Consider the following 16787-nt stretch of genomic DNA (forward strand, 5'->3'; position numbering starts at 1 on the left):
CGTGTGCAGCGGCAGCTGTGCGAGGCGCTGCTGAGCGAAGGCCAGGCAACGTCCCTGCTGATCGAACGCGGTTCAGCTGTGAGCTGGCGTTTCGGCAGCAGCCAGTTCCGGGCCCGCGGGCGCCGCGGGGCTTTTGGCCGCTACCGGCTGCAGGAAAACACTATTGAAACCCGTACCAGTGCCGGATGGCACCCGGCAGGCATTGATTGCGTCCTGAGCGCGGTTGCCGGCCCGTCACCTGCCATGGACGTCCTCAGAATTGACTTGTTGCATACAAAGCATCTGAGTGATCTGAACGCGCTGCATGTCCCCGCAAAAGCCCGGCGTCATCATTTGACGGTCTCGGAGCTGGAAGCCGCCCTGCACGAGGGCCACCCCTACCACCCGTGCTTCAAGGCAAGGAGCGGATTCAGCGATGATGATCACCTGCGCTTTGGCCCCGAGGCAGGCCGGGCCTTCCGCCTGACCGGGGTCCTGTTTCACCATACTCTGGTGCAGCAGTCCCTGCCCCATGATGGCTTCTGGCAAGAGGAGCTCGGCAACCGCGAGTGGGCACGCATCACGGCTTTGGCTGAACAGCGGGGACTGCCGGTTCAGGACTTCCGCCTTTTGCCGTTGCATCCCTGGCAGTGGGCAAAATTGCAGGATAACCCGCTGCTTCAGGAATGGCGTGCCTCGGGCCAAGCCGTAGAAATCGGCCCGGTCGGGGATAGCTACTGCGCTACGCAATCGGTACGAACCTTGATGAACGCCGATGCCCCGATGCGCGCGCATGTCAAAACCGCCATGGCCATGCGCAATACATCATCATTGCGCACGATAATCCCGGCAACGGTCACGGTTGCGCCCGCGATCTCAAAATGGCTGGCAGATGTTCTCGCCAGCGATCCGCTGTTCGAAACCCATTTTCCGCTGACCCTACTGCCGGAATACGCGGGCATCATCGCCGGACGCGGCACCCCGCTGGATGGGCATCTGGCAGCGATCTGGCGGCAAAGCCCCGAGTCACTGGGCCTGCCCGGCGACCAGATGATGCCGTTCAACGCCCTTGCGCTGACCGAACCCGATGGCGCCCCTTTGATTGCGCCCTGGATCGAACGCCACGGGCTGGAAACCTGGGTTGCTCAACTAGTGGAAGTGGCTGTACTGCCGGTCTGGCATCTGATGGTTGCCCACGGCATCGGACTGGAGGCGCATGGCCAAAACCTGATCCTGCACCATGAAAACGGCTGGCCCATGGGGGTCATCGCGCGCGATTTTCATGATGGTGTGGAGTATTTCGAACCGCTGCTGTCGCGACCTGAGCTGTGCCCGGATCTGGCCGCACTGGATCCTGTTTATGCCGATGCGCCGCTGGATGCGTATCACAAACTGTCCACCGCCGACGGCTTGCGTGAGTTGGTCATGGATACGCTGTTTGTATTCAACCTCTCTGACCTCTCGGACCTGCTGCAGCGGCGTTATGGGTTCTCTGAAGCGGAATTCTGGCAACGGGTGCGCGGCCGGCTGGACAGGTATGGCGCGGAACACGGGCTGCAAGAGCGCCAGGCGGCGTTCAGCCCGTTCGCGCCCCTCATTCATGCCGAAAGCCTCATAACCCGGAAGATCAAGCCGGGGCGCTCCTCTTACCGCCATTTGATCGTTAACTCCTTGGCCACAGCAAAGGATTGCTAAAAATGTTTGTGCTGAATGACACCACCATCGACCCCAATGCCCTGACAGCCCGGCTGCAGCGTGTCCTGTCCGATTGCCAGGGGCACCGCTATGCCATCCACATGCGCAACACCGGCACAGTTCTGTCCACGCTGCTTTATTTGCGCAGCCGGAATGCAGGTGTGTTCCCAATACATGCCGATCTGCCAGCGGAAACCGCGCGCCGCATGGCCGAAACGGCGGGCTGCGACATACTGCTGACCGATGGGCTACGGCAGGAAACCATCCCGCAAACCGGCGCCGCGACGGCACGCGGCGGCGTTCTGGTGCAGATGAGCTCGGGCACTACCGGAGCTGCCAAGGTGATCACCCGCACGTGGGAGGATATCGCGAAGGAAGTCGAACACTATGCGGCGTTCTTCACCGGCAGCGCGGACATGACGCCAGTGATCGCCTGCCCGGTCACCCATTCTTACGGCCTTATTCCCGGCGTCATGGTGGCCCGGCACCGCGGGCATGTGCCGGTCATCATTGACGGCGTGAACCCAAAGTACATCCTGCGCCGCCTGCGCGAGGTTGAACGCCCGGTGCTTTATACTTCGCCTGCAATGCTGCACACCATCGCCAGGCTGCTGCCCGAGGAGGAGAAACTGCACGCGGCTGTCACGTCAGGCACCGTTCTGCCGGAGAGTTGGTTCGATACCATCCGCGCCCGCACCACGCATTTCTTCCAGCAGTACGGCTGTTCCGAGGCTGGCTGCATTGCCATCAACCAGGATCTGCAAAGCCCGTATGAGGTTGGCCGCCCGCTGCCCCACATCCAACTGGCGGCCGGCCAGGACGGCACACCCGGTGCGGTACGTGTCCTCGCGGGCGGCCGGGAAATCGACACCGGTGACCTCGGGTATCTGAACACGGACGGCATGCTGGTCTTTTCTGCCCGCGCTGATGACATGATCAACGTCGCCGGCATGAGCGTCTATCCGCAGGACGTCGAAAGGGCAGTTCTGTCCCTGCCAGGAGTGCAGGATGCCGTGGCGTTCCGGGTCGAGGACCCGCACTCGGGCTCGCGCGTTGGCCTGCTCTATGCTGCCAGCAGCGTGACAGAAGAGAACGTGCGCAAGGCTTGCCAGGAGCGGCTCGCCAGCTACCAGCATCCAAAGATCATCAAATGCCTACCCGCCCTGCCCCGGCAGGAAAACGGCAAGATCAGCCGCCGCGACATCGCGGCGCAATACGGCGCACAATCCATAGACCTGGCCATAGACCTGGTGACCGCATGACCTATGAAACAATTCTGGAAGCTATCCGCGCAACCCTGGAAGGGCCGCTGGAGAACAAGCATATGGCGCTGTTTGGCCCCGGGGCTTCGCTGAACGATGAACTGCATCTGGACTCTGTGATCATGATCAACCTGATGCTGCATCTGGAAACAGATCATGGCATCGAAGTCCCCGACCGCGAGTTCAGCAAGGATGATTTTGCAACTGTGGACAGTCTTGTCCGCCTGCTGCTGGGCGAAACGCTGGCAAGGGAAACCGCCTCTGATGCCGGCGAAGCGCCCAGCGAAATCACCGTGCATTGCTTTGTCAGCTGCCTGTGTGCCGCAATCCGGCGGCATGAGACGCTCAATTTCCGCCCCTTCTATTTTGGCACCTGGGACAGCAGTTTTGCCGTGACCTCGGATTACGGGCTGTCGTATCACAGCGAGGACATCTCACATGATCTCTATGCCGAATGGGTAGAGCGGCTGTACAATATCCCGGTGCGGGAATGGTACGACCACAGCAAGCCCAAGGCAGAAAACCTTGCTTGTTTTGAACAGCTGCTGAACACGAAGTCGCAAGATGATCAGTTGGTCGTTGTACTTGACATGTGCCATCTGCCGGAGCGCGAGAGGAAATTTAATCAGAACCCGTTTCCGCATTTCGTCATCATCGAACCGACCGAAGATCCCGGTACCTGGCATCTCTTTGACCCGGACTACCGCTGGCGGGGCGACCTGCCGCGCGAGGCTATCCTGAACGCGATGGCGCAGCCGGCCGTGGCGGGGGGGTACATCGTGAACAGCGCGGATGCCCGGCCGCCGCGTCCACAGGATCTGAAGGCCTATTTTGACGCGACCATGCGGCTGGACGAGAATGTCCTGACCGAAGCTTTGCGCGGAATTTTCGACTACCATTGCCTGCCAGAAAGGCCGCTCGCGCTTGCAGATTTGAACGCCGCGTTGCGCGAGCTGCCGATTTTGTCGCTGCGCAAATACGCCTATGAACATGCTTTTGCTTTTCTCTGGCGCGAGCTGGGCACGCCGTTCGAGGACTTCGACGCCGAATGCGATCGCGTCGAAGCCCTGTGCAGCGGTTTCCGCAGCCTGCATTATCTGGCTGCCCGGATCGCACATACCCGGGACCGCTCCCTGATCCCCGATCTGTTTGCGGCGCTGGACGCTCTGGACTTGCTGGAATTCACCATCAAATCCGCGCTCAAAACGCAGTTCGACACCTGGTGCGCAATTACCCTGCCCGCCGAGGCCGCAAGTCCGGAGGACCACGGCCAGCTTCAGGAGGAGCCGGCATGAAGATCTCCCTTTGCACCATCTCCTTCCGCCATCAGCTGATCGACCTCAAGGACATCGCCTTCTGGGCCCGCGACAACGGTTTCCAGGGAATCGAATTATGGGGTGTGCACGCGCGCAACCAATCATCCCTGGCCATCCACAATGCGCAATGGATGGCAGCGCAAGGGCTTTCGATCCCAATGATCAGCGACTACCTGCCACTGCATGACCCGGACCTGCTGAAGACCCGCACTTTGGCGCTATGCGCGCTGGCCAGGACCTGGGGCGCTGGCAAAATACGGACCTTCGCCGGCATGAAGGGCAGCGCTGCCATCACACCAGACGAGCGGCGGCAGACGGTGTTCGCCCTGCGCGAAGCCTGTATCATCGCGGCAGACCACGGCTTGCTTTTGCTGGCCGAAACCCATCCCGGCACTCTGGCGGACACCTTGGCCTCCACCTGCGATCTGATCGATGCCACCAGCCATGATGCGCTGGCCATCAACTTCGATGCGCTTCATGTCTGGGAGGGCGGCGACGATCCGGTGGAGGCCCGGCGTATCCTGCTGCCGCGGATTGCCCACTACCATCTGAAGAACGTGTCGGACCGCAGCCTGCTGCCAGTCTTTGCCCCCGGCAATGTCTACAGCGCCGCAGGCAGCCGCGACGGCATGGTGCCGCTGTTCTCCGGCGCCTACGATTATGGCGATTTCCTGCGCTCCCTGGCGGCGGAACCGGAGTGCGAAGCCTCGCTGGAATGGTTCGGAGACTCGGTGTTCCAGACCCTGCAAGGCGATTTCGCCCAAATCCGTGCCATTGTGCAGCCTGCCGAGCGTGAAACAGCCGCCACCCTATAGCCCTAGGAAACCAGGCAGCAAAGAAAATGCCGGTGCGCCTGAAGGCGCACCGGCATTTTTTGACCCGTTTCGCCGCCGGCATCAGGCAGCGGTGTGAAGCTCCCCGGCCTGGCGGTTCCACAGATCCGCATAGACTCCCTGCCCTGCCAGCAAGCTCTGATGGGTGCCGTCTTCGGCGATCTCTCCGTCCTTCAGCACCACAATCCGGTCCATCTGTGCGATGGTCGACAACCGGTGAGCAATTGCAATCACCGTCTTGCCCTGCATCACATCCATCAGCGTTTTCTGGATCTCCGCCTCCACCGCGCTATCCAGGGCTGAGGTGGCCTCGTCCAAAACGAGGATCGGCGCGTCTTTCAGCACAACACGCGCAATGGCAATCCGCTGGCGCTGCCCGCCTGACAGCGTGACTCCGCGCTCCCCGACATGAGCATCATACCCGGTGCGTCCCTCGTGATCGCGCAGCCCCATGATGAAGTCGTGCGCCTCAGCCCGCTTTGCGGCGGCAATCATGTCCGCTTCGCTGGCCCTGGGATTGCCATAGAGGATATTCGCCCGCACCGACCGGTGGATCAGCGATGTGTTCTGCGTCACCACCCCGACTTGGCGGCGCAGACTGTCCTGTGTCACGGACTGGATTGGCTGCCCGTCAATCAGAATACGCCCGCTCTCCGGGTCGCGGAACCGCAGCAGCAGGTTGATCAGCGTCGACTTGCCTGCGCCTGACGGCCCGGCGATGCCAACCCGCTGGCCGGCCGGAATGTGCAGGTCGATATTATTTAGCCCGCCGCGCTCATTGCCGTAATGATGGGTCAGGCTTTCGACCCGGACCTCGGCTTTGCTGATCTGAAGCTCCGGCGCATCCGCGGCATCGGTGATGCCATGCACAGGAGATAGAGACCGCAGCCCTTCCCGGATCACACCCATGTTTTCGAACAAGCGGATGGTGACCCAGAGGATCCAGCCGCTCATGCCGTTCAGGCGGATGGTCAGCGCTGAGGCTGCAGCCACTTCGCCCACGCTGACGGCACCGCGCATCCAAAGCCAGATCGCCGGTGCAACCACAATCAGGATCAAAACCCCGTTGATCGCAATGCTGCCAAAGGCAAGCTTGGTCATCATCCGCATAAAGCGCTGGTAGCGGGTGCGCAGGCGGCGCAGCGCAGACAAGGCGTAACGCTGCTCCTGTTTATCCTGGGCAAACAGCTTGACGGTTTCGATATTGCCATAGGCATCCACGATCCGGCCAGTCGCATTGGACCGTGCATCCGACCATTTTTCTGCCGTTGCAGCCACATTCAGGGCAATGTGGCGCACGTAGACCACATAGATCCCAACCCACAGCACCAGCGGCACCGCAAGCCGCCAGTCGATTTGGGACAGCACCACAACCGCACCGATCATGTAGGTTGCCGCGAACAGGATCGCCTCGAAGATCATATGCATGCTGTCCTGAACCGCGGGCCCCATTTGCATGACCCGGTTGCTCAGCCGCCCGGCGAAATCGGTCTGGAAAAACCCGACCGACTGCCCCAGCAGATGTTTATGCGCCTGCCAGCGCACCTGTTCCTGCATGTTCGACGACATTGTCTGTTCCAGCAGCAGGTGGTTCAGGCCAACCAGTGCAGGCCGCAAAACCAGCACACAAAACAGCGCCAAAAGCATTTCCGTGCCATGCTCTGCCCAGAACGCCTGCGCGCCGGTGCCCGCCATCAAGTCGACAACCCGGCCGGAATAGAAGATCAGCCCGCTTTCCATCAGCGCGGTCAGGACACCGGTGGCAAACATCAGCGGCAGCCATTTCCGGTAAGGAGCCAGCTGCTGCCTCAGATAGGCCCAAAGCGTTGCGCGCGGCGGTGCGGACTGGGCAGAGGCGAAGGGATCGACAAGGTTTTCAAAAGCCCGGAACATAAAGGACCCTCTCAAGGTTTGTATGGAAACCGCATGAGATGTGGGTCGCTGTCTTCCGCCAGCAGCAGTCCGGAGTTCCCGGTGTTGCCCTCAATGATTGCGAAAAATGCCTGCACCGCAGCCCGGCCGTTTTAGGCTGCCCGCGTTCTTTTGTCAGTACGGTAAATGGCGAGTTCAGCAAAAATCAGCATGAACCGATTCCCTCGAAAAGAATGCGGGTTTTTAGTTGCAGCAGCCTGACGATGAAGTACAGTCCAGGAAACTTAGTAAAACAGTAAGGATTTGAACGGATGTTCTCTGATTCTGGCCGGTTTGAAACCCCTAACGCGGAAAAATACCTGCAGCAGCTGTGCAAGCATTTTGCGCATAAGGTAGACGTTCAGCAAGGTGACGGCCATGGCACCGTGGCACTGGGCATGGGGCCGGCGACTTTGCGCGCAACGGATCAGGCGCTGACCGCCGACGTTACCGCCCAGGATCAGGAAGGCATTGAACATGCACGCCAAATCATTGACAGCCACCTAAAACGCTTTGCCTTCCGCGAAGCGTTTGAAGCGATGGTCTGGCGCTCTGAAGATGCCGCTCCGCAGTAAGCCATCCGGCCAGTCCGGTGCAGCGGGTATTGCCGGCAAACCGGACCGCGGCCTGATTTCTTGACAAAACGAGTACGGCTTCTTACGCGTTCTTCTGCGTTTTCCGATAACGCAATAAGCAAGGCAGTACCCGGTATTTCGCCGCGGCAGCCCAGCTATTTCACTGAAATCCCGGCGCCAGGCAATCCAAGGCGCAAACGGCTGGAGTGAGCTCCGTGAAGCACAGGCTGACCGCACAGAATCTGATGCCCGGGACGCCCGTACGCTCCTCAACGGGGACTGGAGACCACCGTCCGGAAGTGTGTTGGAGCAACCTATGATCTTTCGTTTTCCCGCAGCCGCTGCTGCTCTCCTTTTGACGGCACACCTGGCTGCTGCACAGGAAACACCCGCTGCTCCGGTGCCTGCCCTGACGCTGGAAGCTCCGGCTGCAGATGTGCCTCAGGCCGAAACACCCGCTGCCGTTCTGAGCGCGCCTGCCGTACCTGCTGCAGCGGGCGGTTCCCCAAAAGCAGAGGCTGCCGTCCCGGCTGCGGATCCTGCTGCCGGGGATGGCGCTGCAAGCACCGGCGCCCTGCAGGACGCGGAAATTGCCCCAGCCAGCGGCAGCGCTGAAACTAATGCGGTCGCCGAGGACACGCCCGCAGCGGGGCCGCCCCCCCGGCAGGACGAGCTGACGCAGATGGCCGGCGATGCTTCGGGCAAAGCCATGGAGTTCCTTAAGGACGGCGGCCCGTCGATCTGGGCGATCGCAGCGTTGTCGGTGATCACCATGGCGCTGATCCTCTGGAAGATCTGGCGTCTGGCGCTGATTGGCGCCTGGTCGCACGGCAAGGCGGGCAAGGCTGTTGCCGCCTATGAGCAGAACGATACCGCCGCCGCCCTTGCGATCGTCGATGGCCGTGCAGGCATCCGCTCGAAAGTCGTCGCAACCGCACTCACCGCAGTCACAAGCATGCCCGAGGACCGCGCCCGCGAGGAGACCGCGCGTGTGGCCAAGCTGCATCTGGCCAGTGCTGCCACCGGCCTAGGCGCGCTGGAACTGATTGCAACCATTGCGCCTCTGCTGGGTCTTCTGGGCACTGTTCTGGGCATGATCGCTGCCTTCCAGGCTTTGCAAGCAGCCGGCTCCAAGGCTGACCCCGCACTGCTGGCGGGTGGTATTTGGGAGGCGCTGCTGACCACTGCAGCGGGCATGGCTGTGGCGATCCCCGCTTCGGCGGCGCTGACCTGGTTCGAAGCGGTGATCGGCCGCATCCGCCGGGATATCGAAGACAGCGCCACCCGCATCTTTGTCGCTCATGTGCCGCAGCAGCTGAAGCTGGCCGCCGAGTAAACGCATGGAGTTTACCCAAGCCCCGAAGCCCAGACGCAAGCCGAGCCTCACGCCGATGATCGACGTGGTGTTCTTGCTGCTGGTCTTCTTCATGCTGGCCTCACGTTTTGGCTCAGACGCGGTGCTGCAACTGCCGTTGGCAAGCCAAGGCGGCACCTATAACGGCCCGCCGCGGCTGATCGGTATCGGCCCGGGCAATCTTGATGTGAACGGTGTGCCGGTGGCGGACAGCAACCTGACCCAGGCGCTGGCGCCGCTGATGGCAACGCCCGAAGACATGCTAGTGTTACGCGGCCGCGGCGGGGCTGATCTGCAGCGGATTACAGATGTGACCGCGCTGCTGCGGAAGGCAGGCTTTACCAGTTTTGTGCTGGTGGAATGAGGAGTCGCTCGTGGATCTGACCGAACCGCCCCGCCGCCCGCGCGGCGAATCCATCGTGCCGATGATCAATGTAGTGTTCCTGCTGCTGATCTTCTTTCTGATGACGTCGCGGCTGTCGCAACCAGAACCGTTTGAAGTGACTCCGCCGGACGCTGCGCTTGAAACAGAGCCGGAAGCCGAACCTATGCTGTTCATTGATGCCGAAGGCCGGATGCATTTTGACGGCGCCGAAGGCGAGGCCGCAGTCGCGCGCCTTGCCACGGCGGGCGGGGCCGGCGCCACGGTGCAATTGCGTGCGGACGCCCAGTTGGAAGCCAAGACATTGGCCCGCATCCTGCGCCAGCTTGCCGCTGCCGGGCTTGGCAGGGTGGAATTGGTTGTGCGCGAGCCATGAAGCGTGCTGCCGAATTCACCGTTTTTGCCGTCATCGCTGCACTGATTCACGTGGCACTCTTTGCGAAGGCGCCGGAGTCCGGTGTGCGCTCGAGCGGAGCCGGAGGCGATGCCATGGTATCGATTCAGGCCGCTGACGCCACGATGGCGGCAATGGTCAAAGCCTGGGAACGCCCGCCGCAAATCAAGCCGCAGATCGAAACCGGTCTCCCCGAACCGCTGCCGGAGGCTCATGTGCCTGTCATGCCGGAGATCGAACTTGCCCAGGCACCGCAGGCGGCCGTGCAAACCGCGCTGGTCAAACCCGAAGAGGCCGAAACGCTGGAGGTGGATACTGCCCCGCCCCCCCCGCCGGAACCCGAACCGGAGCCTGAGCCGGGATCCGAGCCTGAGCCAGCGCAGAGACCAGCCCGCGAACCTGAGCCGCAGCAACCGCAGGCCAAGCCGGATCCAAAACCGGCGCCCGAACAGCCCCAGACCCGCAAAGCCGAACAGACCTCTGCGGGCCAGGCTGCGCAGCAGGCGGCGGGATCGGGTGGGAACACCCAAGCAGGCCAGGCAGGCGGATCGCAAACTGCCACAGCAGATGCCGGCCGCCAGGCCAAGCTGCGAAACATCTGGGGCAACAAAATCCGCGCACGCGTGGAACACCGCAAACGCCGCCCGGCAGGCGTGGACGGCTCCGGCAGATCCGTCGTCCGGCTGACAGTGGCGCGCAATGGGCAGCTAGTAAGCTATCGGATTGTCCATTCCTCTGGAAACGCAGCCTTTGATCAGGCGGCACTGAATGCCGTCGCCCGTGCAGGGAAGTTCCCTAAGGCTCCCAAGAAACTGCAGGTAACCCAAAGCACCTTTGAAATCCCCATGAGTTTCCAATAGGCGCCGGAACGGCGAAAAGCCTCGCCCCAAACCGGTTCCTTGCCGGTCACGTCTCTGTGCCAGGCAGGCACCGGATCAATCAATGCTTTCAAGTATTGGCCGTCTTTTTTGCGGGGGCGGCCTTTTCAGCCGCCGCCGGGAGTCCCTCAGTCCGCGTCTTCCATCTTGGTCGCATTCAGCTGAGCGTACCGCTCTTCGCCAATGCTCCCCAGCAGATCCAGCTGCGTTTCGAGGAAGTCGATATGGCCTTCCTCATCTGCCAACAGCGTCTCGAACAGCCCCATCGAGACATAATCGCCCGCGTTTTTGCAAACATCGCGTGCTTCCTTGTAGAGCGCGCGCGCATCCTGTTCCGCCGCCAGATCGCATTCCAGGGTTTCCTTGGGAGTCTCCCCGATCCGCAGCGGATCCAGCTTCTGCAGGTTGGGGTGGCCTTCCAGCATGATGATCCGTTCAATCAGCTTATCCGCATGCTCCATTTCCTCGATGGATTCCTCGCGGCTTTTCTTGGCCATGCTGCCCAGCCCCCAGTCGTCCTGCAGCCGGTAGTGCAGCCAATACTGGCTCACAGCCGTCAGTTCATGCTTGAGAGCCTTGTTCAGATACTCGAGAACCTTGTTGTCACCTTTCATGGAACGTCTCCTCCACTGCCTGGACATGCATCTGCAGATGCTGAGAGCACTTATGGGGCCTAGTGTAGCATGAAACGTGTGCTTCCAGAACATGCCGGCAGGTGCGGGGGAATGGGCCGCTGCTGCACCTTTGCAGCGCTAAGGCACCCGTTGTTTTTTGTTTTCAGCGCAAGTTTCCGCCCTTAGCCGGCATCAGGGCTGCAAACACCGGACAGGCGCAATGCGCCCGGCTGAACGGCGGCCCGGAGAAGGCTGGCCAGCCGCAGGGAAGGCCCCGGCAGCCGGACCTTGATCTGCTCGCCCCCGCCCTTTTCGGGACGGGCCGGCGTTACACGGCCAACGGCCGGGGAGTATCAGCAACCGCCTGTTCAGGCTCCGCTGCCGCTTCATTTGTGCGGAACGCGCCAATGGCCCCCGCCATCGCCTGCGCTTCTTTCGACAGGCCAAGGCTGGAGGAGGTGACCTCCTCGAACAGGGCCGCATTGCGCGTGGTCGCATCATCCAGGCTGGCCATCGCCGAATTGATCTCCTGCAGGCTGCCGGATTGCTCCGAAGAGGCCTCGGAGATGTTTTTCATCAGATCCGCGGCGCTGGCCACAGATGCGGAAATCTCGCTGATCGCCGCCTGCGTCTGACCGACAAGTTCGGCGCCGAGTTCGACGTTTTCACCCGCTTCGTCGACCAGCGCAGCAATTTCGGTTGCGGCTTCCTTGGAGCGGTGCGCGAGGGTGCGCACTTCGGAGGCCACCACTGCAAAGCCCTTGCCCACCGTGCCCGCGCGCGCCGCCTCGACGCCGGCGTTCAGAGCCAGGAGGTTGGTCTGCTGGGCAATTGCTTCGATCATTCCGATGATCCGGGAGATCTTTTCGGAACTGTCCTTGATCGCCTCCATCGCGCCATAGGTGCGCTTCACCACATCAATGCTGTCGCCGGCGTTCCTGCGGGCCGTCTCAACCGAGGCGGCCGCTTCACCCGAGGCCTGGGCGGTGCCGGTGATGGAGACCGACAGCTGGTTCACCGCCGCTGCGGTGCCTGCAAGGGTCTGCGCCGTGCGCTCGGAGCGTTCGGACAGATCGTGCGACGCCGCTGAAATCTCTGTTGTGCCGCCTGCGATCGACTGGCCGCTGGCGCTGAGGCTGCGCACGGAGGCTTCGAGCTTTTCCAGTGCAGCATTGAAATCGTCGCGCAGCTTGGCATAGCCCTCGCCCATTTCAGTGCGGATCCGGATTGTCAGATCGCCCTGCGACAGGCGCTCCAGCCCCTGGCCGATGGCGGTCACGGCCTCGGCCTGTTCGGCCAGCCGGGCATCCCGCTCTGCTTCTGCGGCGGCTTCCACCTCGCCTTTCTCCACCAGCCCGTCACGGAATACCGACAGCGCCGCTGCAATGCGGTATATCTCGTCGCTGGCCCGTTCATACCCGGAGACCGGGCGCAGGTTGCCAGCGGCCAGCCGCTCAGTTGTGCCACTGATGTCAGCCAGCGGGCGCAGGATGAGGATACGGGTCAGAATCAAGGCTGCCAGGAAGACGCCCACCGCCACCGCCATCAGGATCTGCAACTGCTGCTGCGCCGCCTTCACGTCGCTGGCCAGCCCGCCTGCGATGGCAGTGATCTCCTGCTTGCTGGCGGCCCCCAGACCAGTGGCGCGGCGGGCAAATTCAAGCACCGCCTCCACCGTCGCCTGCGATGCTGCCGACGCCGCTGCGGCGGCCTCCAGCGAAGCGGTTTTGAATACCGGCAGCCCCTGGCTGGGGTCTGCAAGCGCCACCATCCCCTCCAGTTCCTGCGCGAAAACACCGTCCAGGAAACCGGTGTAGCCCTGCAATGCCGCAGCGGCCGCCTGCAGCGGCTCTGCTGCAGCCTGCACCGCCGCCGCATCACGTGCGGCTGCCATGTCCAGCGCGGCGACCTGGAAGGCGCTGGTCCAGCCGTTGATTTCCAGCAGGCGCTGCAGCACCCCGACCTGATTGTCGAGCAGCCCCTGAATGGCGGTACGATTGTCAGCGCTGGCTTGGGTGGCCGCAATCGAGAGGGTGAACACCATCCGGTCCATCGCCTGTGTCAACGGCCGGACACTGGCATTGCGGGCGGACAGCACTTCATTGCGGCTGTCCTTCAGTTCCTTGCGGCTGGCGGACAGGGTGTAGCGGAACAGCTCCACGCCTTCGCGCACCTTCTTGGCGCGGAACGCGTCCAGACCCAGGTCTTCGAGCTTGCCCATCACCGGCTCCAGCCGTTTCAGGGCATCGTTTGCCATTTTCTTGAGCGCCCGTTTGGTGGGCACATCGCGCACATGACCCAGCGCCAGCGCGGCACCGGACAGCACGCTGATGTCCGCCCGCGCCTCAAGCAGGGCCTGCAAGCTGCCGAATTGCTGCTCGACAAGATTGTTCAGAACCGTATCGACTTGGCCAATGGTCTCTTCGCCGCCGGTCATCAGGCCGTCGCTGGCTTCGGAGGCCACCTGCACCAGCTTGACTTGCACTGCCTGGCTCAGGGTCTGGAGATTGGCAGTCTGGGTATCGATCCAGGCCTGGTTGCGGAAAGCCCCCTTGCGGGCTGCGACCAGGCTGCTCAACCGCTCGGACGCGGCGGCAGCGGCCGGTGCGAACATTTCCTGTTCCTTGGCAGGCAGCCCGGCGACGGTTTCATCAATACTGGCGACGACGGCCGAGGCCTCTTGCTCGGCCTCCAACAGTGTCTGCTCATTGCCGGCCTGCAGCACGCCGATCATTGCGTTCTTGGCCCGGGCCGCCGCAGTGACCAGCTGGCTGCTCAGCTCCAGCTGCGGCACTTTTTCGCCGGTCAGCACCTCCATCTGGCGGCCGGTTTGCGTAAAGACCAGAGTGACCAGAATTCCGCCAACTGCTGACGCCGCCCCCATTGCCATCAAGATCAGCGTCATCTTGGCGCCGATGCTGGAAAACAGCCGGAATTTGCGTTTTGCGGGAACGTCATTCTGTGCAGTCATTGTCTCACCCAAGGCTTCCGCCCTTAGTTTGCGCCCGCAATGATCAGGGTGCCGGCGCAGCGGCCGGCCCCTGCTGCCGTCAGAGACAGCCCGGGCAATCAATAACGCGGGACTGCAGCTGCGCCGCCGCCCGCTTCTCCCGGACAGGAAAGGCGCAAGAGCGTAAAAAAACGATAAGGAGCCGGCAGAAAGTTGTTCGGATTTTAGCGAACCGCCGCGGCGCCCGGCCGCGCCGAGTTCTCAGGCTGAGCCGGACAGGCGCCGCGCCGCATGCAGCGGCAAGTTGACGGCCTCGGAATCCGGACGGTACCCGGTCAGAGGGTCGAAAACATGGCGGATCCGCCCGCCGTCACGGCTGGTGGTCAGCAGCACCGGGCGGCCGTTTACCTGCTCACCCGAAACCGAGACCGGCAAGGTGCCAGTGAGCCAGCCGCCATAGCTGACGATGCCGCTGCTGCCGCGGATGACAATCTCGAAATAGTCCAGCGCCGCCATGCGGAAGATCAGGTCCGGCACCTCTGCCGGCCCGCTGCCCAGATGCTCGACAGTCAGTTCGGCACCGATCAGGTTGCGTACCGAATACCCCCAGCGGTGCATGAAGTCCTCAACCACATCGAGAATCTCCTGTGTCCGCTCCTCGGGCCGCACGCCCTGGCCGTACTCCGAAAACCTGCGCTCAAAATCCAGATTGTCAGTCACTCTGCCCCCCAAAGGCCGATGCAGGCCAAGCCTGCCCTTTCAGCCGCCGGCCCGCGGCGGCGGGTAACATGCTTTCCAATTCTTCCTGTCCAGCACTCTGACACAGAAGGTGTATTCAAGGCACATATTACCCGGCGTCACCCGCCAAGACGGGCCGTTGCAGCCTGGTTTGCTATTCCGGCACCCCGGCCTGCCGCAAGGCGGAGGCCCACTCCTGCCCGGCGGGGCTCATAGCTGCCGGATTGTCGCGCTGGAACTGCGACAGGCAGAATTCCGGTGCTGCCTCAAGCAGCTTTTGCACTGTGGTGCGGGCTTCGTCGCCCCGGCCTGACATCTGCAATGCAATTGCCTTGGAACGCAGCGGCACCGGGAACGCCCGCTTGGCTTCCAGCGAACGGTCGGCCAGTTCAATCGCCCGGCCAAAGTTGCGGGCTGACAGGTTCGCCAGCGCCGAAATCGCGTCGAAATAATAGCGCTGCGGACCCAAGGGGGTCAGCCGCCGCGCCGCGTCGGTCATCTGCACCGCCTCGTCCGGCATGTCCTGATAAGCCAGCGTCGCGCCTTTCAGCAGCAGCGCCAGCGCCTCGTTGGGATTGTCGCGCAAGGCCAGGTCATAGGCGTCCTGAGCCAGATCGAAGCGGAATGTCAAATGGCTGGAAATGACACCTTTGAGCGTGTGCGCCAGTGAAAACCCCGGCGCCGCTTCAATCGCGGCATCGGCCATCCGGCTGGCCAGGCGGCTGTCCTCCTCCCGGTTCGGCGACAGGCCTTTTTCGACCCGCATCACGTGCCAGAACCCCATCCAGGTCAGCGGCAGCGCATGTTTCGGCTCCCGCTCCAGAAGATGCGACAGGATTTCATGCGCCTGCTGGAATTTCTGCGCCTCCATCTCCTGCATCAGGGAGATCGCCGCCATCAGCAGCGTATGGTTTTCCAGCGTCGCCAAGGGTTTGAAACCAGCCAACCGGACCGCCTCCCCGGCCGCGCTTTGACCGATCTGCAGGGTCGCGTTGCGAAGCACGGCGCTGCGCCCTTCCATCAGACTGCTCTTTGTGCCTTCAAAGCTGCGCGACCAAATCACCTTCTCCCGGACCGCATCATGCAGATCGATTTCGGTCCGGAAACGGCTGCCGTCGCCGGTGATGGTGCCTGACACCAGGTAATCGACCCCAGCCACCGAAGACACTTCAGCCGGGCGCACGGTTTCCGGGTCAAACTGGCGCGAGGCAAGGTAGGAGGTGACAGAAAACGCCCAGCTGCGAGAAAGGTGGCGCGACAGCTCTTCGGACATCAGCGAACCGAGCGGGGCCGCGGTCTGCCCCGGCGACCGATGCACAAATGGCAGGACCGCAATCGAAGGCAGCAGCCGGTCCAGAATAATGCGGCCCGGCGGCAACCCGGCATGCGGCGCCGGGCTGGCGGTGCCCCGGGCATATTCCGCCCGGGTGTCGCCCAGCCAGGCGTTAAAGACGGTTTCATGCGGCAGCTCGAAACCCTCCATGAACTCCGCATTGGCCATGCAGCTGTCCAGTTCCACCCGGGTCAGGTCGAGAATGACCCGCTCACGGTTGGCAAACAACAGCTTGGCCGCATCCGGCCCCAGATGCCGCCGCAGCGTCGACAGCGCCGTGCGCAGGCTGGCCTTGGCCTGTTCCGGCTGCGCCAGGCACCACAGGGTTTTCTCCAGAAACGCCCGCGTGCGGATCCCGCCATCCGCTGTGGACAACAGCGCCATCAGTGCCTGATGTTTGGCACCCAGCTGCACGCTGGTTCCGTCAGCATGAAAGACCCCAAAAGCACCGAACCGGCAAATCTTAAGAAAAACAGTCATCTGTTAACCCCACTTAACGCTTGCTGCACCCGAGATTAAAGCACCATCATATTGCATTACTGCAATCTATTTTGCAACTTAAGATTGTACGCA

General features: G+C 62.3%; 14 protein-coding genes. 9 read left to right on the forward strand and 5 right to left on the reverse strand.

Annotated elements, in window-relative coordinates:
- Positions 1–78: 78 nt before the first annotated feature.
- From ACXAEH_RS10745 to ACXAEH_RS10760, 4 genes are read left to right on the forward strand one after another with little or no spacing between them, the layout of a single operon-like run.
- The gene (locus ACXAEH_RS10745; RefSeq protein WP_475032652.1) at positions 79–1674 is read left to right on the forward strand and encodes an IucA/IucC family protein; all 1596 of its coding nucleotides are present in this window, start codon (positions 79–81) and stop codon (positions 1672–1674) included.
- A 2-nt stretch (positions 1675–1676) separates the two neighbouring features.
- The gene (locus ACXAEH_RS10750; protein ID WP_475032654.1) at positions 1677–2936 is read left to right on the forward strand and encodes an AMP-binding protein; all 1260 of its coding nucleotides are present in this window, start codon (positions 1677–1679) and stop codon (positions 2934–2936) included.
- Positions 2933–4231 (forward strand): DUF6005 family protein, encoded by a 1299-nt coding sequence (locus tag ACXAEH_RS10755; RefSeq protein WP_475032655.1) that lies wholly within the window; start codon positions 2933–2935, stop codon positions 4229–4231. The genes ACXAEH_RS10750 and ACXAEH_RS10755 overlap by 4 nt, the downstream gene beginning before the upstream one ends.
- Positions 4228–5067 carry a sugar phosphate isomerase/epimerase family protein gene (locus ACXAEH_RS10760; RefSeq protein WP_475032657.1) on the forward strand — a complete coding sequence of 280 codons (840 nt, stop codon included), beginning with the start codon at positions 4228–4230 and terminating at the stop codon, positions 5065–5067. Before ACXAEH_RS10755 ends, ACXAEH_RS10760 begins: the two co-directional genes overlap by 4 nt.
- Positions 5068–5148: 81 nt before the next feature.
- Here the strand turns inward: ACXAEH_RS10760 and ACXAEH_RS10765 are convergent, their stop codons facing one another.
- Positions 5149–6978 (reverse strand): ABC transporter ATP-binding protein, encoded by a 1830-nt coding sequence (locus ACXAEH_RS10765; protein ID WP_475032658.1) that lies wholly within the window; start codon positions 6976–6978, stop codon positions 5149–5151.
- Between the two features lie 290 nt (positions 6979–7268).
- Here ACXAEH_RS10765 and ACXAEH_RS10770 point away from each other — a divergent pair, with 290 nt between their 5' ends.
- From ACXAEH_RS10770 to tolA, 5 genes are all read left to right on the forward strand, one after another.
- Positions 7269–7571, forward strand: a complete 303-nt coding sequence (locus ACXAEH_RS10770; protein ID WP_475032660.1) for a DUF2218 domain-containing protein — start codon at positions 7269–7271, stop codon at positions 7569–7571.
- A 316-nt stretch (positions 7572–7887) separates the two neighbouring features.
- Positions 7888–8907, forward strand: a complete 1020-nt coding sequence (locus ACXAEH_RS10775) for a MotA/TolQ/ExbB proton channel family protein (RefSeq protein WP_475032661.1) — start codon at positions 7888–7890, stop codon at positions 8905–8907.
- A 4-nt stretch (positions 8908–8911) separates the two neighbouring features.
- The gene (locus tag ACXAEH_RS10780) at positions 8912–9289 is read left to right on the forward strand and encodes an ExbD/TolR family protein (protein WP_475032662.1); all 378 of its coding nucleotides are present in this window, start codon (positions 8912–8914) and stop codon (positions 9287–9289) included.
- Between the two features lie 10 nt (positions 9290–9299).
- Entirely contained in the window at positions 9300–9683 is a 384-nt protein-coding gene (locus ACXAEH_RS10785) for an ExbD/TolR family protein (RefSeq protein ID WP_475032664.1), read from the forward strand.
- A gap of 113 nt (positions 9684–9796) precedes the next feature.
- Complete coding sequence (gene tolA / locus ACXAEH_RS10790; RefSeq protein WP_475032666.1) at positions 9797–10561, forward strand: cell envelope integrity protein TolA; 765 nt, start codon at positions 9797–9799, stop codon at positions 10559–10561.
- Between the two features lie 146 nt (positions 10562–10707).
- On the opposite strand, the gene bfr is transcribed toward tolA, so the two are convergent.
- The 4 genes from bfr to ACXAEH_RS10810 form a co-directional block, all read right to left on the reverse strand.
- Entirely contained in the window at positions 10708–11193 is a 486-nt protein-coding gene (gene bfr / locus ACXAEH_RS10795) for a bacterioferritin (RefSeq protein WP_475032667.1), read from the reverse strand.
- 328 nt (positions 11194–11521) lie between these two features.
- Entirely contained in the window at positions 11522–14164 is a 2643-nt protein-coding gene (locus tag ACXAEH_RS10800; protein ID WP_475032668.1) for a methyl-accepting chemotaxis protein, read from the reverse strand.
- A 240-nt stretch (positions 14165–14404) separates the two neighbouring features.
- A complete protein-coding gene (locus tag ACXAEH_RS10805; protein ID WP_475032670.1) occupies positions 14405–14863 on the reverse strand; it encodes a hypothetical protein in 459 nt (152 codons plus the stop codon).
- A gap of 172 nt (positions 14864–15035) precedes the next feature.
- A complete protein-coding gene (locus tag ACXAEH_RS10810) occupies positions 15036–16694 on the reverse strand; it encodes a transcriptional regulator (RefSeq protein ID WP_475032671.1) in 1659 nt (552 codons plus the stop codon).
- Positions 16695–16787: the final 93 nt, after the last annotated feature.

It is taken from the genome of Leisingera sp. ABM4_060, assembly GCF_056158765.1.